Source organism: Clostridium sp. 1001271B_151109_B4 (assembly GCF_015670405.1).
GTDB lineage: Bacteria > Bacillota > Clostridia > Clostridiales > Clostridiaceae > Clostridium.
Window position 1 is genome coordinate 58,337 of record NZ_JADPBQ010000009.1, and the last position, 21,097, is coordinate 79,433.

General features: G+C 29.4%; 22 protein-coding genes. 3 read left to right on the forward strand and 19 right to left on the reverse strand.

Annotation, left to right across the window (positions count from 1 at the left end; translation table 11 throughout):
* Positions 1–4 precede the first annotated feature (4 nt).
* From truB to I4V63_RS08050, 19 genes are all read right to left on the reverse strand, one after another.
* Positions 5–883 carry a tRNA pseudouridine(55) synthase TruB gene (truB, locus tag I4V63_RS07960; protein WP_196000764.1) on the reverse strand — a complete coding sequence of 293 codons (879 nt, stop codon included), beginning with the start codon at positions 881–883 and terminating at the stop codon, positions 5–7.
* 3 nt (positions 884–886) lie between these two features.
* Entirely contained in the window at positions 887–1,861 is a 975-nt protein-coding gene (locus I4V63_RS07965; protein ID WP_196000765.1) for a bifunctional oligoribonuclease/PAP phosphatase NrnA, read from the reverse strand.
* 1 nt (position 1,862) lies between these two features.
* The gene (gene rbfA, locus I4V63_RS07970; protein ID WP_042393850.1) at positions 1,863–2,213 is read right to left on the reverse strand and encodes a 30S ribosome-binding factor RbfA; all 351 of its coding nucleotides are present in this window, start codon (positions 2,211–2,213) and stop codon (positions 1,863–1,865) included.
* A gap of 12 nt (positions 2,214–2,225) precedes the next feature.
* Positions 2,226–4,295, reverse strand: a complete 2,070-nt coding sequence (infB, locus tag I4V63_RS07975) for a translation initiation factor IF-2 (RefSeq protein ID WP_196000766.1) — start codon at positions 4,293–4,295, stop codon at positions 2,226–2,228.
* 15 nt (positions 4,296–4,310) lie between these two features.
* Entirely contained in the window at positions 4,311–4,625 is a 315-nt protein-coding gene (locus tag I4V63_RS07980) for a ribosomal L7Ae/L30e/S12e/Gadd45 family protein (protein WP_196000767.1), read from the reverse strand.
* On the reverse strand, positions 4,618–4,884 hold the full coding sequence (locus I4V63_RS07985; protein ID WP_196000768.1) for a YlxR family protein: 267 nt from the start codon (positions 4,882–4,884) through the stop codon (positions 4,618–4,620). The genes I4V63_RS07980 and I4V63_RS07985 overlap by 8 nt, the downstream gene beginning before the upstream one ends.
* Positions 4,885–4,896: 12 nt before the next feature.
* Positions 4,897–5,976: a transcription termination factor NusA gene (gene nusA / locus I4V63_RS07990; RefSeq protein ID WP_196000769.1), complete on the reverse strand. Its 1,080-nt coding sequence runs from the start codon at positions 5,974–5,976 to the stop codon at positions 4,897–4,899.
* Positions 5,977–5,993: 17 nt separating this feature from the next.
* A complete protein-coding gene (gene rimP / locus I4V63_RS07995; RefSeq protein ID WP_042393837.1) occupies positions 5,994–6,452 on the reverse strand; it encodes a ribosome maturation factor RimP in 459 nt (152 codons plus the stop codon).
* 277 nt (positions 6,453–6,729) lie between these two features.
* The gene (locus I4V63_RS08000) at positions 6,730–7,917 is read right to left on the reverse strand and encodes a pyridoxal phosphate-dependent aminotransferase (RefSeq protein ID WP_196000770.1); all 1,188 of its coding nucleotides are present in this window, start codon (positions 7,915–7,917) and stop codon (positions 6,730–6,732) included.
* Positions 7,918–7,937: 20 nt separating this feature from the next.
* On the reverse strand, positions 7,938–9,371 hold the full coding sequence (lexA, locus tag I4V63_RS08005) for a transcriptional repressor LexA (protein ID WP_196000771.1): 1,434 nt from the start codon (positions 9,369–9,371) through the stop codon (positions 7,938–7,940).
* Between the two features lie 239 nt (positions 9,372–9,610).
* Positions 9,611–11,008 carry an NADPH-dependent glutamate synthase gene (gene gltA, locus I4V63_RS08010; RefSeq protein WP_196000772.1) on the reverse strand — a complete coding sequence of 466 codons (1,398 nt, stop codon included), beginning with the start codon at positions 11,006–11,008 and terminating at the stop codon, positions 9,611–9,613.
* A gap of 1 nt (position 11,009) precedes the next feature.
* Positions 11,010–11,900, reverse strand: a complete 891-nt coding sequence (locus I4V63_RS08015; protein ID WP_196000773.1) for a sulfide/dihydroorotate dehydrogenase-like FAD/NAD-binding protein — start codon at positions 11,898–11,900, stop codon at positions 11,010–11,012.
* Between the two features lie 201 nt (positions 11,901–12,101).
* Positions 12,102–13,268 carry an iron-containing alcohol dehydrogenase gene (locus I4V63_RS08020; RefSeq protein ID WP_196000774.1) on the reverse strand — a complete coding sequence of 389 codons (1,167 nt, stop codon included), beginning with the start codon at positions 13,266–13,268 and terminating at the stop codon, positions 12,102–12,104.
* Positions 13,269–13,494: 226 nt separating this feature from the next.
* Positions 13,495–14,454, reverse strand: a complete 960-nt coding sequence (locus tag I4V63_RS08025) for a bifunctional oligoribonuclease/PAP phosphatase NrnA (protein WP_196000775.1) — start codon at positions 14,452–14,454, stop codon at positions 13,495–13,497.
* A 95-nt stretch (positions 14,455–14,549) separates the two neighbouring features.
* Positions 14,550–15,884 (reverse strand): extracellular solute-binding protein, encoded by a 1,335-nt coding sequence (locus I4V63_RS08030; RefSeq protein ID WP_196000776.1) that lies wholly within the window; start codon positions 15,882–15,884, stop codon positions 14,550–14,552.
* Positions 15,885–16,058: 174 nt separating this feature from the next.
* Positions 16,059–16,886 (reverse strand): carbohydrate ABC transporter permease, encoded by an 828-nt coding sequence (locus tag I4V63_RS08035; RefSeq protein WP_196000777.1) that lies wholly within the window; start codon positions 16,884–16,886, stop codon positions 16,059–16,061.
* An 11-nt stretch (positions 16,887–16,897) separates the two neighbouring features.
* A complete protein-coding gene (locus I4V63_RS08040) occupies positions 16,898–17,764 on the reverse strand; it encodes a sugar ABC transporter permease (protein WP_196000778.1) in 867 nt (288 codons plus the stop codon).
* Positions 17,758–18,801 carry an ABC transporter ATP-binding protein gene (locus tag I4V63_RS08045; RefSeq protein ID WP_196000779.1) on the reverse strand — a complete coding sequence of 348 codons (1,044 nt, stop codon included), beginning with the start codon at positions 18,799–18,801 and terminating at the stop codon, positions 17,758–17,760. Before I4V63_RS08045 ends, I4V63_RS08040 begins: the two co-directional genes overlap by 7 nt.
* Before the next feature lie 438 nt (positions 18,802–19,239).
* Positions 19,240–19,389, reverse strand: a complete 150-nt coding sequence (locus I4V63_RS08050) for a hypothetical protein (protein WP_196000780.1) — start codon at positions 19,387–19,389, stop codon at positions 19,240–19,242.
* Positions 19,390–19,568: 179 nt separating this feature from the next.
* Here I4V63_RS08050 and plsY point away from each other — a divergent pair, with 179 nt between their 5' ends.
* The 3 genes from plsY to I4V63_RS08065 all read left to right on the forward strand — a co-directional run bounded on the left by plsY (position 19,569) and on the right by I4V63_RS08065 (position 21,090).
* Positions 19,569–20,159, forward strand: a complete 591-nt coding sequence (gene plsY / locus I4V63_RS08055) for a glycerol-3-phosphate 1-O-acyltransferase PlsY (protein WP_196000781.1) — start codon at positions 19,569–19,571, stop codon at positions 20,157–20,159.
* Between the two features lie 59 nt (positions 20,160–20,218).
* Positions 20,219–20,479: a DUF1294 domain-containing protein gene (locus I4V63_RS08060; RefSeq protein WP_196000782.1), complete on the forward strand. Its 261-nt coding sequence runs from the start codon at positions 20,219–20,221 to the stop codon at positions 20,477–20,479.
* Positions 20,480–20,667: 188 nt separating this feature from the next.
* A complete protein-coding gene (locus I4V63_RS08065) occupies positions 20,668–21,090 on the forward strand; it encodes a hypothetical protein (protein WP_196000783.1) in 423 nt (140 codons plus the stop codon).
* The last annotated feature ends 7 nt before the right edge of the window (positions 21,091–21,097 follow it).

Below are 21,097 nucleotides of genomic sequence, written 5' to 3' on the forward strand. Positions count from 1 at the left end.
TCTCCTATGTGATTAGTAACTTCTCTATTTTAAAGCCTAAATCATTTTTCTTACCAAGGCCTATAAAATTATTTTCCTCATCATATACTCTATATAACTTTTCATTTATAACTTTATTTTTAGTAAATCTATTATCTCCAACTCTAACTCCGTTAATTAGTAAATTAACATATTTTCCATGAACAATAATTTTATCATACTTTTCTAGAGCTTTTTCCATAGATAATATATATTGATTTATATTTTCTTTTGTTAAATCATTTATATTAATTGATTCCTCTTGTGAAAACACAGATGTTTTAGCTCTATTTAACTCTGTCATAGTTGCAAAAACCCCTAGCTTTTCACCTATATCATAGCATAAACTCCTTATGTAAGTACCTTTAGAACAACTAACCTTCATTGAAACATAAGGATTGTTAATTTTAATATCTTCTATATTATAAATAGTAATTAATCTTCCTTCTCTTTCAACTTCTATGCCCTTTCTCGCTAACTCATAAAGCCTAACTCCATTTTGTTTTAAAGCAGAATACATAGGTGGAATTTGTGAATATTCGCCTATAAAACTATTAACAGCTTGAAGTATTTCAACATCTGTTAAATGTTCGCAGTCTCTTTCTTCTAATATTTCACCTTCTAAATCATAAGTAGTTGTCCTAATTCCTAACTTTAAAGTTACTTCGTATACTTTTTCAGAATTCATAATATAATCTATTATTTTAGTTGCTTTCCCTATACAGATTGGCAATACTCCAGTTGCTTCTGGATCTAATGTTCCTGTATGACCAACTTTACCTGTGCCTGCAACTTTTTTTACTACTCTTACAGCATCAAAAGATGACATTCCTTTAGGTTTAAAAATATTTAAAACACCATTCATCTCTTACAACTCTTTCTGTATTTCATTTAATATTTCATATTTAGCTTCTTCCATTGATATATTTTTAATTTTTATACCTGAAGCTCTTACATGGCCACCACCACCAAAAATTTCAGCTATTTTTCTTACATCAACGTAGCTCTTTGCTCTTAAACTTGCTTTAACTCCATCTTCAACTTCTTTAAGTAATAACGTTACTTCTACACCTTTAATTTGAAGTCCATATGAAATTATATCAGATGTATCACCTACATCTATTCCCAAATCTGCTGTAAAATCTTTATCAATTTCTAACAATGCAACTTTTCCATTTAATATAAGTTGCATACTACTTAAAGCTTTTCCAACTAATTTTATTCTACTAAAATCTTTATTATCAAAAAGGTTCTGATATATGCTTGTATTATCAACACCTATCTTTTTTAAAGCAGCAGATATTGTATGAGTTCGTTCAGTAACATTAGAATGTCTAAATGCACCTGTATCTGTTACTATTGAAGTATATATGCATGTTCCTATCTCCTTTAAAACACTGCTGTTTTCATCATTAAAAGAAATCCCCATATATCCTAATAATTCAAATACTATTTCTGCAGTTGCTGCAGCTTTTGAATCTATATAATTAATATCTCCATATTTATCATTTGAAAGATGATGATCTATATTTATAATTGTACCAGTGAATTCATTTAAATTTGCACTTACTCTCTCTAAATTTCCACAGTCTAATACTACTACTATATCTGTATCATTTGTAGCTTCTACAATTTCTCCAACAATTTCTTCAGATCCTTTTAAAAATTTCAAATTATCTGACAAACTATCCTTTGAGATTACATAGCAATTTTTGTTTAAACTTTTTAATCCATTAAGAAGTGCAAGGACACTACCTACAGCATCACCATCAGGTGATACATGGTAGGTAATGCCTATTTTTTTGCCCCTTAAAATATATTCTGCAATTTGACTTAAAGTCATATTACTTTTCTTTTACCTTTTGAATTAATTCTTCAATATGCATTCCATAATTAATTGAATCATCAAGTTCAAATATAATTTGAGGATTATATCTTAAATTAATTCTTTGACCTATTTCTTTTCTTATATATCCACTAGCATTTTTTAAAGCAACAAAAGTGTTGTTCTTTTCTTCATCATCTTTTCCAAAAATACTTACAAATACTTTTGCATATCTTAAATCCTTTGTTACTTTAACATCAGTAACTGATACCATAGCAGTAAGTCTAGGATCTTTGATTTCATTTTGTATTATATTACTAATTTCTCTTTTTACTTCTTCGTTTATTCTTCCACCTCTATAGTTAGCCATTTAAAACACCTCTTAAAGCTCTTTTCTTTTAATAGCTTCCATTGTAAATGATTCTATAATATCGCCTTCTTTAAGGTCGTTGAACTTTTCAACGCTTAAACCACATTCATATCCTCTAGCAACTTCCTTAGCATCATCTTTAAATCTCTTTAATGAAGCTAATGTTGATTCAAATATAACTATACCATCTCTGATAACTCTAATTTCAGAATTTCTAACAATTTTTCCATCAATAACATAACATCCAGCTATAGTACCAACATTTGAAATCTTATAAGTCATTCTTACTTCGGCTTTACCATTTACAACTTCTTTATATTCTGGCTCAAGCATACCAATCATAGCAGATTTAACATCTTCAATTGCATCATAGATAATTCTATATGTCTTTATCTCGATACCTTCTTTTTCTGCTTGAACTGTAGCCTTTCCATCTGGTCTTACATTAAATCCAATTACTAATGCATTTGAAGCAGCAGCAAGTGTAACATCAGTTTCTGTTATTGCTCCAACAGCACCATGAATAACTCTTACTTTAACATCATCAGTAGATAACTTTTCTAATGATTGTCTTATTGCTTCAACTGAACCTTGAACGTCAGCTTTAACAACTATTGCTAATTCTTTAACTTTACCTTCTTGGATTTGGCTATATAAATCTTCTAAAGATACTCTGTTTGATGCTTGATGACTATCAGCTTTGATTTTTTGTTTTCTTAATTCAGCCATATTTCTTGCTGTTTTTTCATCTTTACAAACAATAAATCTATCTCCCGCAGATGGAACTTCAGAAAGACCTAATATTTCAACTGGAATAGATGGTCCAGCACTCTTAATTTTCTTACCTTTATCATCAAACATAGCTCTAATTCTACCATAAGTTGAACCAACTAATAATGAATCACCTACATTTAATGTACCATTTTGAATAAGTAAAGATGCTACTGCTCCTCTACCCTTATCAAGCTTAGCTTCTATAACTGTTCCCTTAGCTTTTCTATTAGGATCAGCTTTTAATTCTTGCATTTCAGAAGTTAATAAAACCATTTCTAATAAGCTTTCTAAGTTTTCTCCTGTCTTTGCTGAAACTGGAACACATATAGTATCTCCACCCCAGTCTTCTGAAACTAAACCATATTCAGTTAATTCTTGCTTAACTCTATCAATATTTGCTCCTGGTCTATCAATCTTATTGATTGCAACAATCATAGGAACCTCTGCCGCTTTACAGTGGTTTATTGCTTCTTTAGTTTGTGGCATTATACCATCATCAGCAGCAACAACTAATATAACTATATCAGTAACTTGTGCTCCTCTAGCTCTCATAGCTGTGAAAGCTTCATGTCCTGGAGTATCTAAGAATGTAATCTTTTCACCATTTAAAGAAACTGTATAAGCCCCTATATGTTGAGTGATTCCACCTGCTTCACTACTTGTAACTTTTGCATGTCTAATAGCATCTAAAAGTGATGTCTTACCATGGTCAACGTGTCCCATGATAGTAACTATTGGAGGTCTCTTTTCTAAGTTTTCTTCAACAACATCTGTTTCTTCTTCAAATGCTTCTAATTCTGTTTCTTCTTCTTTCTTTTCAACTAAAACTTCATATTTTTCACAAAGTTTTTCTGCTGTAGAGAAGTCTATTTCTTGGTTAACCCCAGCCATTACACCTAAGAATATTAAATTTCTTATAACATCTGTAGTTGGTTTACCAAGCTTTTCACATAATTCTTTAACTGTAATTGTTTCACCTATTTCGATTACTCCGCCTGCAGCCTCTGCATTTCTTTCAACTTCTTCAAGTTCTAATTCTCTTTTAGTCTTTTTCTTTTTTCTTACACCTTTATTAAGTGATTCAGCTAACTCATCTTCATATTCATCAACAAGGCTTTTCTTTCCTTCTTCTGAATTATCTTTGTTTGCATCACCTAATAATTCTGTTATAAGCTTAGCATCTTCATCTTCAATCACACTCATATGATTCTTAACTTCGACACCAAATTCTTCCATCAATAAATTTATTAATTCCTTTGAGCCTACATTCAGCTCTTTTGCCAATTCATATACTCTAATCTTTGACAATAAAATCACCCCCGGTTAATTTCTTCCTTCTTCATTTTGGTATAAGGATATTAATTTTTTAGCCATATTTTTATCTATTACAGCCAAAACTTTGATTTCCTCTCTCCCAATTGGGTTTCCTAGTTGTTCTTTTGAAAAGCCTTCTATAAGAGGAATTTGCTTTTCTGCACAGTGATTCCTGAACTTCTTTTTAGTACTATTAGAAGCATCATCACTCAATATAACAAGATGAAACTTAATTCTATTACGTTGTTCATCACACTTGCTATATCCTTCAATTAAATTCCCAGATCTTTTGGCAAGACCTAAAAAATTAAAAAACTTATTCATTAACTATCTCTTCCCTTAATCTGTTGTATATTTCTTCATCTATTGCAACATCAAGGTTTCTGCTTAATCGCTTAGCTTTAAAAGCCTTTTCTAAGCATTCTATATCCTTACAAATATAAGCACCTCTACCTGCCTTTTTTCCTGTTAAATCAACAGAAACTTCACCTTCTTGGCTCTTAACCACTCTAATAAGTTCCTTTTTAGGCTTCATCTCCATGCAACCTGTGCACATTCTTAAAGGTATTTTCTTTACTTTCATAAAAAAATCCCCCTATTCCTCTATTGATTCTGTTGTTTCTACCGCTGCTTCTGCTTGTGACTTACTCTTAATATCTATTTTCCAATTTGTTAATTTTGCAGCTAATCTTACATTCTGTCCTTCTTTACCAATAGCAAGTGATAATTGATTATCATCAACAACTACTTTTGCAGATTTATTATCTTCATCAACAGTTACGCTTAAAACCTTAGCTGGGCTTAAAGAACTTGCAATAAACTCTTCTGGATTCTTGCTCCATTTTATTATATCAATCTTTTCACCTTTAAGCTCGTTAACTATATTTTGAACTCTTGCTCCCTTAGGTCCAACACATGCACCCATTGGATCAACATTTTCATCATGAGAAATAACTGCTATCTTACTTCTTGAACCAGCTTCTCTAGAGATACTCTTTATTTCAACAACACCTTCATATATTTCAGGTACTTCTAATTCAAATAATCTCTTAACTAGACCTGGATGTGTTCTAGAAACTATAATTTGAGCTCCTTTTGGAGTGTTTTTAACTTCAACAACATATAATTTAATCTTTTCGTTAAACTTATATCTTTCTCTTGGAATTTGTTCATTTGGTCCAATTGCAGTTTCAAGTTTTCCAATATTAACAAAAACATTTCCTTTATCTTCTCTTAGAACTGTTCCAGTAATAATATCATATTCTTTTTCTTTATATTCACCATAGATTATGCTTCTTTCAGCTTCTCTAATTCTTTGAGTAACTACACCTTTAGCAAGTTGTGCCGCAACTCTTCCAAAATTCTTTGGAGTAACTTCAAAATCAACAATATCATCTAAGTCATAAGTAGGTTTTATTTCTTGAGCTTCTTCTAACCCTATTTCAGTAATATTATCAAAAACTTCTTCTACTACAACTTTTTGAGAATAAACGTGTATTTCACCGCTTTCTCTATCAATTGTTACCTTAACATTTTGCGCTGATGATGTTGGTCCAGCATAATTCTTCTTATATGCAGCAACTAACGCATCCTCTATTGTTGTGAATAATAAATCTTCACTAATACCTTTATCTTTTACTATTTCTTTAAGAGCACCTATAAACTCTTGGTTCATCTTAAATACCCTCCTTACTATATTTCCCCTTCAATATTTGCAGACTTAATTTTATCCTTAGGAATATTCATTAAGTTTTCTGCTTCAACAACTATACTATCATCATTAACTTCTTTTAAAATACCTTTAACATTCTTTTTCCCATCAATAGATTTAGTGAATCTAACCATTACTTCTCTTCCTATAAATCTCTTATAGTGATTTTCAGTAAATAAAGTTCTATTTAATCCTGGTGATGATACTTCTAAGAAATATGGATCTTTAATTGGATCCTTTTCATCCATAAGGTCACTAACTCTTCTTGAAAGAGCTTCACAATCACTTAAAGTGATGCCGCCATCTTTTTCTATATATATTCTTAAATAGAATTCTCCATTTTCCTTAACATATTCGATATGATATATATCATAGTTAAGTTCTTCTGCTATGGGGTTAACCATTTCATAAATTTCATTAACTAAGGCATCAATTTTCATAATTATCCTCCTTTGCAATATTCAATTTTTAAGTAGTTTAAAAAATAGATATGTAAAAACGCAACTAAAAAAGTAGTTGCGTTCAAATAGAAAGAGCGGGAACCTGCCCCACTCTACTTTTTTTAGCTATTAGTAAATTACTTCTTTATACATACTAACATACTTTACTAATAAATACAAGGGGCTAAGCAACATTTAAGTTCCCCATTTTAAACTTACCCTAAATTCAATCTTTTTATTCACTAATAATTGTTAATATAAATAATTTTAAATCAATCTATTTTTTGTATTGTTTCATTAAGCTATCAAAAGCTTTTAATGACCTCTTTATCTTTTCATATGATATACAATAAGATAGTCTAAAATATCCTGGGCATCCAAATGTTTTACCTGGAACAGCTAAGATGTTAAACTTCTTTGCTTCTTCACAGAACTTAACATCATCCTCTATCGGCGCCTTAGGAAATAAATAAAATGCACCTTCTGGTTTCATGCATTCAAACCCTATACTAATTAAATGGTTATATAGTAGATCTCTATTTTTCCTATATATATCAGCATTAATCTCTAAGTTTAAACTTTCCTTAATTACCTTTTGAAAAAGTGATGGTGCATTAACAAATCCTAATATTCTGTTTGATATATTCAATGCAGAAACTATTTCATCAAAGTCCTTAATTTTAGAATTAACAACAATATATCCTATTCTTTCACCTGGTAAGGATAATGACTTACTATATGAATATCCAATAAATGAATTATCATAATATTTTAATGCACATGGAACCTTTGCATTATCATATACAATCTCTCTATATGGTTCATCAGAAATTAAATATATATCTTGCTTAAATTCTTCTTCTTTTTGTCTCAATATAGCTGATAATTCTTTAATAGTATCTTCACTATATATAACGCCACTTGGATTGTTAGGAGAATTTATAATAATAGCTTTAGTATTTTGACTAATTTCATTTTTTAACTCCATTAAATTTGGTTGAAAATTATTAGTATCCGCTGATATAATCTTAACTTTCCCCTGAAAATTATTTACATAATTAACATACTCACCAAAAAAAGGCGCAAATACAATTACCTCATCACCTGGATTTAATAAACTTTTTAAAATAATATTTAATCCACCAGCTGCCCCACATGTCATAATAATATTTTCATAACTTAGCTCGATATTTTCTTTTTCCTTTATATTTTGAGCTATAGCTTCTCTTACATCTTCATAACCAGAGTTATTCATATATCCATGTACTGTATTAGGATTTTCTTCATTTAATATTTTAGTTATTATATCCTTTATCTCATTAGGTGGTTCCACATTTGGATTACCTATACTGTAATCAAAAACATTCTCTTCTCCATAAATACTCGAAAGCCTTTTTCCCTCTTCAAACATTGCTCTAATTGTAGAGCTATTAGCAACCATAGTTTTCATCTTATTAGAAATCATTTTTAGCCCCCATTAATATATTAATTTAACTTATTTTTAATAACACCAATTGCTACCCCTAAAATACTAACTTCCTTACCTTCTAAATATATTTCACTATATTTAGAGTTTGCAGGAACTAACATTGGTGCTTCTCCATTTAATTTTAATGTTTTAAGTGTTGCTTCACCATCCAAACTAGCAGCAACTATTTCATTGTTATAAGCAGTATTTTGTCTCTTAATTACTACCATATCCCCATCATTTATATTTTTATCGATCATACTATCTCCTTTAACATGAAGTATGAAAGTGTCCTTTCCTTTTTCTAACCACCCTTTTGGTAAAAGGAACTTTTCTAATACCTGTTCATTAATTTCAATAGGAGTACCTGCTGCTATGTCATTATATACATTTACTTCTTCTAATTCTTCTTCAGAAAAGACTGTATTATCATCAAGGTAAATTTCTTTTTTAGCTGATGAATTATCTAAATTAAAATCAACAATATTTTTATATTTCAAATTTACATATTCAAACTTATCAATAAATGTATTTTTCATATTATCTTCTTCAATAAACTTCTTTTTAAAAGCAAAGCTTTTACCTTTAAAATCAGCTCCAAGAGTTTTTAATTTTCTCCCCTTCACTAACCAACACATATCATCATTTTTATTTTCATTATTTACAATAAATACAAATGAAGAATATAAATAATTAGCATATATACTTTTTACAAATTCAACTTGACCTTTAGTTAATCCTTCTACACTGTCTAAAACTATATGAGTATATTTATTGCTATTTTCCCTTGCATATTTAATTGCAAGGCTAGTCTCATCATAAACATCATAAAATCCATTATCCATTAATATCTCATCATATACTTCCATTAATGTATAAATAGCTTCTCTAGTAAAAGAATTTTTAATAACCCTATATTTTCTACCTTTTCTTTCAACTTCATTATACTCATCTCTTGTGAAATTACATGCTTTAATCCACATAATTTCTTCATAAAGTTCCTCTGAAGAAATTTTATTTAAAACCTTTGATTTCTTTGAAAAAAACTTCATTTTCGAATTAAATTTTTCACTGTTTAATAATTCTAATCCTTTATCTGAAGAAATTAATTCTAATTTTAAATTCTTTAAGTTTAAATACATATTTGAATATTCTTTTATTAACGAATTTATTAGATTAAATTCTACTCTTCTAGTATCTAAAGAAAATAAAGAATAAAATTCACTTTCTTTGCTCATTTCCTCATATAAAGAATTATTATTAATTAATTCTTTATAATTTGATGATAAAAATAATATTTTATCATCTTTATATAAACAATAATTGTTTTCTAAATTTATAACTCTATATAAAGCCGTTATAGTCTTTCCTGTTAATGATTTTCCTTTCATTAATGAAAAGCCCATATTCTTGTTTTTTATAAACCTATTTTGTACTTTAGTTAATTTCATTTTACACCTACTGCTACTTCCCATTATTATAAAGAAAACCCCAAAGAAAGAAAATAACCTTGGAGTTACAAACCAAATTCTTAGCTTAAGATGGGATTTCACATCCATCTTAAGCTTAAAATTCGTTATCTAAGGCTGTGCCTATTGCTATCTCCAACTTAAATAGATTGAAATTTTACAATGGCTAGCTCTTAGATAATTTTATTAATTTATTATTAAAAAGTCAATGAATTTTGTAGTCATTTGTTACTTAAATACTCATCTATTGCTGCAGCTGCTTTTTTACCTGCACCCATTGCTAAGATTACTGTTGCTGCGCCTGTAACAGCATCTCCCCCAGCATATACTCCTTCCTTAGTTGTAAGTCCTGTTTCTTCATCTGCAATAATACATTTCCATTTATTCACTTCTAACCCATTAGTTGTTGATGAAATCAGTGGGTTTGGCGACGTACCTAAAGACATTATAACTGTATCCACATCCATAACAAACTCAGAACCTTCTTTTACTACAGGTCTTCTTCTACCTGAAGCATCAGGTTCACCTAGTACCATTTCAACACACTTCATTCCTTTAACCCATCCATTTTCATCACATAAAATCTCAGTTGGATTTGTTAACACATCAAAGATAACTCCTTCTTCTTTAGCATGATGTACTTCTTCTAATCTTGCTGGAAGTTCCTCTTCACTTCTTCTATATACAATATGTGTTTCTGCTCCAAGTCTTAATGCCGTTCTAGCTGCATCCATAGCAACATTTCCACCACCAACAACTGCTACCTTTTTCCCTACTTTTACTGGTGTATGATATTCTTCTTTAAAGGCCTTCATTAAATTTACTCTTGTTAAAAACTCATTAGCTGAAAATACCCCATTAGCATTTTCACCTGGAATACCCATAAATTTTGGAAGCCCTGCTCCTGAACCTATAAACACAGCCTCAAATCCCTCGTCCTCTATTAAAGAATCTACTGTAACTGTTCTTCCTACAACTACATTAGTTTCAATATTAACTCCTAATTTTTTAATATTCTCTATTTCATGCTTTACAACCTCATCTTTTGGTAGTCTAAACTCAGGAATACCATAAACTAAAACTCCACCCGCTTCATGTAAAGCTTCAAAAATTGTAACATCATATCCCCTTTTAGCTAAATCACCAGCACATGTAAGTCCTGATGGTCCTGAACCTATTACAGCAATTTTCTTTCCCTTAGAATCTTCTTTTTCTGAAAGATCTATGTTATTTTTTCTAGCCCAATCTGCTGTAAACTTTTCTAGCTTACCAATAGCTACTGGCTCACCTTTTATTCCTAAAATACATTTCCCTTCACATTGTGATTCCTGAGGACAAACTCTACCACATACTGCAGGCAATGCGCTATATTTAGCTATTTCTTTAGCTGCACCCTCTATATTTTTTTTCTTAAGTTCTGATATAAACCCCGGTATATCTATGGAAACAGGACATCCACTAACACATTTAGGATTTTTACATCCTAAGCATCTACTTGCTTCATTGAAAGCACTCTCTTCGTCATATCCCAAGCATACCTCTTTAAAGTTTTTTGCTCTTACACTTGCTTCCTGTTCAACAACAGGTGTTCTTTTCATTCTATCAACTACATTATTCATACTAATTATGACCTCCGCATCCGCAACCTTCTCTATGATGTGTGTCGCCTTCTTCTATTTTTAATACCGCTCTACCTTCTTCACTTTTATAAAGGGTTTGTCTTCTCATACTCTCATCAAAATCTACAAGATGACCATCAAACTCTGGCCCATCAACACAGGCAAATTTTACTTCATTGCCAACAGTTACTCTGCATGCACCACACATTCCTGTTCCATCTACCATGATAGGATTTAAACTTACTGTAGTTTTTATCCCTAATTCTTTAGTTAAAGCACTCATAAACTTCATCATAATCATAGGCCCAATTACAACTGCATGGTTATATTCTTTTCCATTATTTTTTACTAAGTCTGTTAAACAATCTGTAACTCTACCATTAAATCCATATGATCCATCATCAGTTGAAATATATAAATTTTTAGCAACTTGTCTCATTTCATCTTCTAAAATTATAAGCTCTTTAGTTCTTGCACCAATAATAACATCTACATCGATACCATTTTCATGAAGCCACTTGACTTGAGGATATACCGGAGCAGCCCCTACTCCTCCAGCAACAAATATAATCTTAGATTTTTTTAATTCGCTTAATTCTTCATGAATAAACTCACTTGGTTGCCCCAATGGTCCCACAAAATCTTCTACAAAATCACCAACTTCATACTCAGCTAACTCTTTAGTCGCATAGCCTACCGTTTGAAAAACAATAGTTACTGTTCCTTTTTCTCTATCATAATCAGCAATAGTTAATGGAATTCTTTCTCCCTTATCATTATTTTTAATAATAATAAATTGCCCTGGCTGAGCAGATTTAGCTACTCTAGCAGCTTCAATATCCATTAAATAAATATTTTCAGTTAATAATCTTTTACTTGTTATTTTATACACCTTAATAACCTCCTAAAATTTTCTTAAGTATTTATATAATAATTTTTATTAACATACTATATTAAAAGTTAAGAGTTAGTAGTTTCAAGTTAGTAGTTAAGGTTTAAACTCCTTTTCGAGTTTCATAATAATATATTTTTAAATTCAGATTATCTGAAATTTCACCTTAACTACTCACCACTAACTACTAACTCCTAATTATTAAAACTCTACTTTATTTCCATAGAATGTACATGAAAGTAGCTTTTCCATTGTTTCATCATCAATTTCTCTTGGATTAGATCCAGTACATGCGTCTAAAACTGCATTATGTGCTATATGTTTTACATTATCTAAGAAATCTTCTTCAGTAACTCCATATTCTTTCATTGATGCTGGAATATTAAGCTCCCTATTAAATTTATTTATTTTTTCAATCAATGAATCTGTCAATTCACTATTGGTTTGCCCTTCTAATTTTAAAACTCTTGCTATATCTGCATATCTATCTTCACATACTGATCTATTGTACTGAATAACATATGGTAAGAAAATTGCATTTGCACATCCATGTGGAATATGAAATACAGCTCCTATTTTATGTGCCATAGAATGTACTATTCCCAACAAAGCATTACTAAATGCCATACCTGCTAAACATTGAGCTTCATGCATTAAGTTTCTTGATTCTTCATCTCCACTAAATGATTTAACTAAATTTTCATCAACCATTTCAATTGCCTTTAATGCTAATGGATCAGAAAAATTAGATTTTAATGATGCTGTATATGCCTCAATTGCATGTGTTAATGCATCCATTCCAGTATGTGCAACAAGTTTAGCCGGCATAGTTTGTGCTAAATCCGGATCAACAATTGCTATATCTGGTGTTATATTGAAATCAGCTAAAGGATATTTAATCTTTGCTTTATAATCAGTAATTACAGAAAATGCTGTAACTTCAGTTGCTGTTCCTGATGTAGATGGTATTGCAACAAACTTAGCTTTTTGTCTAAGTTCAGGTAATCCAAATGGAATAACAGCTTGTTCAAATGTAAAGTCTGGATATTCGTAGAAAATCCACATTGCTTTTGCTGCATCTATTGGTGATCCTCCCCCCATAGCTACTATCCAATCTGGTTCGAAATCTCTCATTACAGCAGCACCATTCATAACAGTTTCAACTGATGGATCTGGTTCAACACCTTCTATTAATTTAATTTCCAATCCAGCTTCTTTCAAATAGCTTTCAACCTTATCTAAGAAGCCAAATCTCTTCATTGATCCTCCGCCTACAACTACTACAGCCTTTTTACCTTTCAATGTCTTTAGAACCTCTAAAGACCCCTTTCCATGATAAATATCTCTTGGTAATGTAAATCTTCCCATCTTTTCTCCTCCTATAAATCCTCTTTTTTGATTTTCAGTTCAAAATAAATTCTATCACTTTATCCTATAAGAAGAATTTATTTTTTTAACTTTATATCCTTAAATTTAATATATTACCAATAAGTAAATATAATATAATTATACCATAAAAATACTATTTAAAAGTATTTTTACATAAAAAATACCTAAAGACAACTATTTATTATTTTCGTCTTTAGGTATTTTTTTATTTACTATTATTAAAGTTTATACAATTCTCATCAAAAGCTTTTAATATCTCATCAACTATTTCCCAGTTAGCTAATGATGCTCCTGCTGCAAGCATATGACCACCACCGCCAAAACTTGCAGCTATATCATTTACTTTAGGCCCATTAGATCTGAACTCACAGAATATACCACCTTCTTCTTTTTCAACAAAGAAGTTCCAATTAATTATTCCAGCTGTATCTTGAAGGGCATTTACCATTCTAACAGCTTTCATTGTTTCTAGTTTATATTTTCTAACCACTTCTTTAGGAACTTTTAAATATGCCATTCCATTTTCAGTAGTCTTATAATTACTATAAATATATCCTAAAAATTTAAGTTCATTTTCTTCACGTCTATACATATTTGCATATATATCTTTAGTTTCTATATCATATGTGATTTTTGATAACTTTCCAAACAGATCTGTAGGATTTTCAACATATAAAAATCTACCTGTATCTCCTACAATTCCTGTATATAATGCTTTTCTTCCCTTTTTATCTATCTTAAGTTTATCAGAGTTATTTAGATACAAATCTAAAATCATTTCACTACAAGAAGAATAATTTGTATCAACCCAAGTTAAGTTCTCAAAAGGAGCATCAAAAGGTTTATGGTGATCTATTTTAATTACATATCCACATTTATTAAACGCTTGGTTATCTACCCTTTCCTTATTCGCTACATCTACAATAATTGCTAAGCAATCTTTATCTAAATCAATTTCTTCATCCATTGTATTTATATATTCTAAATTTTTAGAGTGCTCACCTAAAATAACAACTTTTTTATCTGGATATGTATTGTTTATTATACTCTTTAATGCAGTTTGAGAACTATATGAATCTGGATCTGGAAACACATGTCTAAATATTGCAATTGTTTCAAACTCTTCAATTTTATTGATAATTTCTTTCATTAATTTTTCTATCATAATTAATTGTCTCCTTGATTAATAATTTTATTAATAATTTCTAGAAAAACACCCTACTTAGCTATCTAAGTAGGGTAATAATTTTATTAATTCTTTTATTGACGACTTATAGAAGTTTCAACTTGAGAATTCATTTCTTTTAACATTGCTTCTATATCATCTGATGTACCAGTAACATATGAAGCATATTTTTCTTCTGCTACTGTTCTAGCTGATTGAGCATTGTTTACAGCTGGTGTAAAGTATGCAAAAGCTAAAGAATCATTTGCTACATCATAAATCTTACCATATAAAGAAGTAGTATCAGCTAAAACTTCTTGAACAATTGAAGAGTCTACAGCTGACTTTCTTACTGGTAAATATCCAGTACCAGTAGCAAATTTAGCAGTATTTTCAGTATTTGTTGCGAACTTTATAAATTCGTAAGCTGCATATTGAGCTTCTGCAGAAACATCATTAGTAACAAATAATGATGCACCTTGTTGGATAACAGCCTTATCTTTACCTTCAAAATGTGGAACTTCTACTACTGCAATTTCAAAAGCATCATTAGTATTTATGTGTGCGAAACCTGCTGATGACCCTTGATAAGCTAATAATCTTTGGTTTGAGAATGGACCTGATAAGAATTTATCTTCACCTGGAACTCTAAATGCACCACTTTGAGTATTAGCTCTGAAGAATTGCATAAATTCTTTAGACCAATCATTATTAACATTTATTTTTCCATCTAACTCAACGAAATCTTTACCTTCTTCTTTTAATGATGAAATAAAGGCATTTGAACTTGAATCAAACCCAAATCCTGCTATTCCTAATTCATCATACGCTTTTTGAGAAATTTCAGCTAATTTTTCAAAAGTTAAATCATTTAGGTCCTCAACAGTATACCCTAATTGTTCTAATAAGTTTTTATTTACGTATAAAACTTCAGTAGATTTAGTTAAAGGTAATCCATAAATTTTATTCTCTCCCCATTGTGATAATTCTTTAATAAAATCTGGAATAAAGTCTTTTTCAATATCATCTTTCATTCCTATTGAAGAATTATTTACATATGGAGTTAAATCAACAACTTTATTATCATTAATTAATCCTGTTGCAGCATCTGGATAAACATTAACTATTGCTGGCAATGTATTTGATTGTGATGCAGCAATTACTTTTTTGTTTAAATCAGTAATACTACCTTGGCTAGATGCAGTAACTGTTATTCCCTTTCCATTTGTTGCATTGAAATCGTCAACTATACCTTGTAAAATTTCAGCTTGTTTACCATTCATATAGTGCCACATTTCAATTGAAACTGGTTCTGTTAATTCTGTAACAATGTCAGCATTTTCACTTGATGAATTATTGCTTCCGCAACCAGTTAATGCTGTAACTGCAACTACTGCAGTCATTAAAGATGCTAATAATCTTCTTTTCATTCGTTTCACCTCTAAAACCTTAAATATATATTTTTATAAGAAAAGATGATTAAAAGTTAAAATATTAATTATATATTTTATAACTAAACTATATAATAACTTATTTAAAAAATAACTATTTCAATTAATATTACAACTTTCAAAACATCTTTTTTCTATATAACTAATTGTTTTTTATCCCTTAGTTCCCCCCATTGAGATACCATTCATAATCTTCTTGTGTAAGAACAAGTAAATTATAACTATAGGCATTGTAATTATCGTTGAAGCTGCCATTAATAATTCATATCTATTTCCAACATCTGATTGGAATGCAGTTAATCCATTTGCAAGCAATCTCATGTTATCACTATTAGTTACTAATAATGGCCATAAGAAAGCATTCCATGAATTTATACCAACTAAAATACATATTGTTATTATTGATGGCTTAGCCATAGGTACAACTATTTTCCATAAGAATTTCCAATCACTTGCTCCATCAACTTTTGCCGCATAATAAAGTTGCTTTGGAATCTTTAAGAAGAATTCTCTAAGCATATATATGTATAATACATTAGCCATATATGGCACAAATAATGCGCTATAACTATCTATCATCTTTAATGCTGAAATAGTCTTAAAGTTCGTTACTATAAGAACTTCACCTGGAATCATCATTGAAGCTAAGAAAATTGAAAATATTAAATCTCTTCCCTTAAATTCAAGATGTGAAAAAGCAAATGCTGATAAAATAGCAATTACTACAGTTGTAACAATACTTAAAGCTGTTACTATTATTGTATTTATAAAATATCTTCCAAAAGGAGCCATTGAAAATGCTGTGCTAAAATTACTCCATATAAACTTATCAGGCACCATAGTTGGCGGCGTTTGAATAACTTCAAAGCTTGATTTTAATGAAGATGCTATCATCCAATAAAATGGAAATAGCGTTATTATAGCAAAGACAACTAATAAGAAGTATTTAATGGCTGCTTTTATATTATTCCTACTTTTCATCTTTACACCTCTTAGTAATGAATCTTATTACGCGCTACAGTTTTTTGAACTAAAGTTACTGTTAATATAATAACTAAAAGAACAACAGAAGCTGCAAATGCTAATGGGAAATCCTGATCTCCATAGAATCTATCTATTATATATCTAACCACCGTTGATACTGCACCATCTAAAGTACGTCCTCCAAATAGAACATAAACTTCCGTATAAACTTTAAATGAAGCAATTAAACTAATAACATATGTATATGCAATCATAGGCGAAACTAATTTAACAGTTATTTTTCTAAATATTGTTCCGCTAGTTGCTTGGTCAATCTTAGCAGCTTGATAATACTGTGGATTAATTGAAGCTATCCCAGTTGTTAATATTAACGTATTAAAAGCCAAACTTTTCCAAACAGCAAATATTATTAATGCTATCATCGCATACTTCGGATCATTTAACCAATTTATTGAACTAATTCCAATTTTATTTAAAATAAAGTTAATTACTCCATATTCTGAGTTAAATAACCATGACCACACTATTCCTATTGCAACAAGAGATGTTACATATGGTAAGAAATATATACTTTGGAACATTCCCCTTACTTTTTCATTTTTTATGTTTGCTAGTGCATTTGCAATTAATAAAGATATAATTACTGATAATGCTGGTACAATAGCTGCATAAATTACTGTATTAAATAAAGATTGCAAAAATCTTTTATCTTGGAATAGGTATTTGTAAGATCCAAACCCAAAAACAAATCCTTTAGCTTTTGTTTCATCAAAACTAAAAATAATAGTATTTATTATAGGATAAAATACAAATACACCTAATATTATAAGAGCAGGCAATAAGTATAAATATCCTTTTCTATTTTTCTTTAACATTTTGCTATGAACTCCTCACTTTCAGAGTCAAATACATAACTCTTACCATTTTTAGGCTTAATAGTTAACTCTTCACCTTCATCAATAAAGAATTCTTTATCAACTAACATTTTATATGTTTTTCCTTTATGGTCTAAAGTTAATAATCTTTCTCTACCTAATATTTCTACTGTAACTACCTTAGTTTGAAGTCCTTTTTCTGCAACTTCAAAATCTTCAGCTCTTACTCCAAGTATTACCTTATTCTTATTTTTTGGTAAGTTCTCAATTGTTAAAGTATCTAAAGTTCCTACTCCATCTTTTAAATCAATGTCAATAAAGTTCATTTCTGGACTTCCTATAAATGAAGCAACAAACTTATTAACTGGATTCATATAAATATCCGTTGGTGATGAAACTTGTTGTATTGCTCCATCCTTCATTAATACTATTTCATCTGAGATGCACATAGCTTCTTCTTGGTCATGTGTTACAAATATAGCCGTAACCCCTGTTTCTTTTTGAATTCTTCTTATTTCTTGTCTTGTTTCAACTCTTAACTTTGTATCTAAGTTTGATAAAGGTTCATCTAAAAGAAGAATATCTGGTTTCTTTGCTAAAGCTCTTGCAATTGCAACTCTTTGCTGTTGTCCTCCTGAAAGCTGAGCTGGTTTCTTTTCTAATTGATCAGCTATTTTTACTATCTTAGCAACTTCAACTACTCTTTTTTCAGCTTCTTCCTTATTCCACTTTAAATTTTTTAAAGGGAATAATATATTTTCTCTTACTGTCATATGTGGATATAGTGCATAGTTTTGAAAAACAAGCCCTATTCCAAGTTGTTCCGGTTCTAAACCTGTTACATCTTTATCTCCAAAAAATATTTTTCCACTAAAAGGCTTGTGTATTCCTGAAATTGTAAACAACGTAGTAGATTTTCCTGAACCAGATGGCCCTAATAATGAAACTAGCTTGCCTTTTGGTATTTGTAATGTAACGTCGTTAATTGCCTTAAAGTCCCCAAATTTTACAACTAGGTTTTCTAGTCTTATTCCCATTGATAATTCACCTCATATTTTTCTAATACAATAATAAAAATGCATAAACATTTTTTCGCACCGTTACAGAATACGACATTTCATTGATGTTTGTCAACATTTTTCCTTTATGTATTATCCTCATTTTTTTATGTATTTTATTCTAATTAATTTCCTTGTAATAACTTTGGGAAACATTGGATTATATTTTTTCTTTTTCTTCCAAATTACGCCCTTGTTACTTACATATTTTATCTTTTCCTAAATACTTTAAATTTATGTTTACCATTTTTTCACTTAATAAAGTTTTGCTTTTTTTATTTTTACTGCCATATTCAAATTTTAATTTGAACTTTACCTACTATAATCACTTTCAATCTTTGCTCAAAAAATTTGATACATATTTAACTTTTTAGACACACAACAAAATTATCCAATATTATTAAATTTGTAATAACATTATTTTGATAATCTATGAAGTATATCTCCAACTCTTTTTTCAACGCTTTTATAACAATACTTATAAGAATTTTTAAACCAATTAAGATTTTCTAAAACAGCATCGCAAGCAATAAATGTAATAATGGCTATATGATCCCATCTATTCATAAAAATATTCCTCATGATATTTATTTTATACTATATTATATGTTCTTTATTTTTTTGTTGCCATTGAAACTTCCAAAACACTCCCAATCTTTTCTATACTTAAAAAACTAAATAATCCTTGCATATTTTAACATTCTTAAATATTATATTTATGTAAAGATATATATAAGGAGGTACCCATGTTACCATTACTAATTATTTTTTCTTATTTAATGGGATCAATTCCAACAGGCTATATTTTAGTAAAAAAGACTCTAAACAAAGATGTAAGAGATTACGGAAGTGGAAATATAGGCGCAACTAATGTAAAAAGAGTTGCCGGGGACAAGCTTTCAAAAATCACTGCAATTTGTGATATGTTAAAAGCTGTTATTCCTGTTTTATTAACAAGAATTTTAATTTGGACTGATATTCTACATACTAATGAAAGCTTAAGTTTATCATTAGTTGCTATAGCTGCTATATTGGGTCATAATTACACAATATTTTTGAAATTTAAAGGTGGTAAAGGTGTTGCTACTTCTGCTGCTGCATTCATGGTTGCATTGCCAATCCCATTTCTAATTACAGCAGTTGTGTTTTTTGGTTTAAAACTATTTACTAAAATAGTTTCTATACGCTCATTATCTGCTGGCGTAACTTTATTTATTTCAACTTTATTGCTCGGGTATGACAAATACTATGTATGTGCAACCTTGTTTGCTTGCATACTTGTTTTTTGGAGACATAAAAGCAATATTGTAAGATTAGCTAAAGGTCAAGAAAAGTAAATCTATATAAAAAAACACTGAGATTTGTTATTCAGTGTTTTTATTTTTTAGGAGGTTATATGACTTTAAAATTTATTTATCTTTTATTAGTAAACCTATTACTATTCATTTTAATGGGTATCGATAAAAGAAAAGCAATTACAAATAAATGGCGAATAAAAGAAAAAACACTCTTAATATTATGCCTTTTAGGCGGAAGTATGGGTGGAATAATAGGAATGTACACCTTCAGACATAAAACTAAGCATTTAAAATTTAAAATTGGTTTTCCAGTTATTTTTGTAATTCAATTAATAGTAGTATTATATACTATAAAATAAAAGACGTTGCATTTTTTATTGCAACGTCCCATAATCAATCATTAGTTACATAAGTAACTAAGTGATTATAAATTTATATTATCCTATTATTAATTTTTTATTCATTATTTATTCTTATATTTTAAATTGTACAACCTTTAAATTTATATTATAATTATAGAAAAACTTATATAATTAGGGGTGATTATATGAACTTTTTAAATGGTACTTATGGATTTGATTTATTATCTATAGTACTTGTTTTATTATCTTTTATACTTAATATATTTGATATCACAAGAGCTTTAGGCATTATTGTCTTTGCATATGCAATATATAGAGCTTTTTCAAAAAAAATATATAAAAGGAAAGAAGAATACAATGTATTTTATACATACACAAATAAACTATTAAATAAATTTGGTAAATCTATTCCTTATAACTTACAAAACTATGATTTAAATAATATTTCATTTTTATTTGATAGAATTAAACAAAAGTATACCCAATTTCGTGACTATAAAATTACTAAATGTCCTAAATGTGGTCAAAAGCTAAGACTTCCAAGAAAGAAAGGTAAAATTGTTGTTACCTGCAAAAAATGTTCTACAAAATTTGATTTTAGGACATAAAACAAAT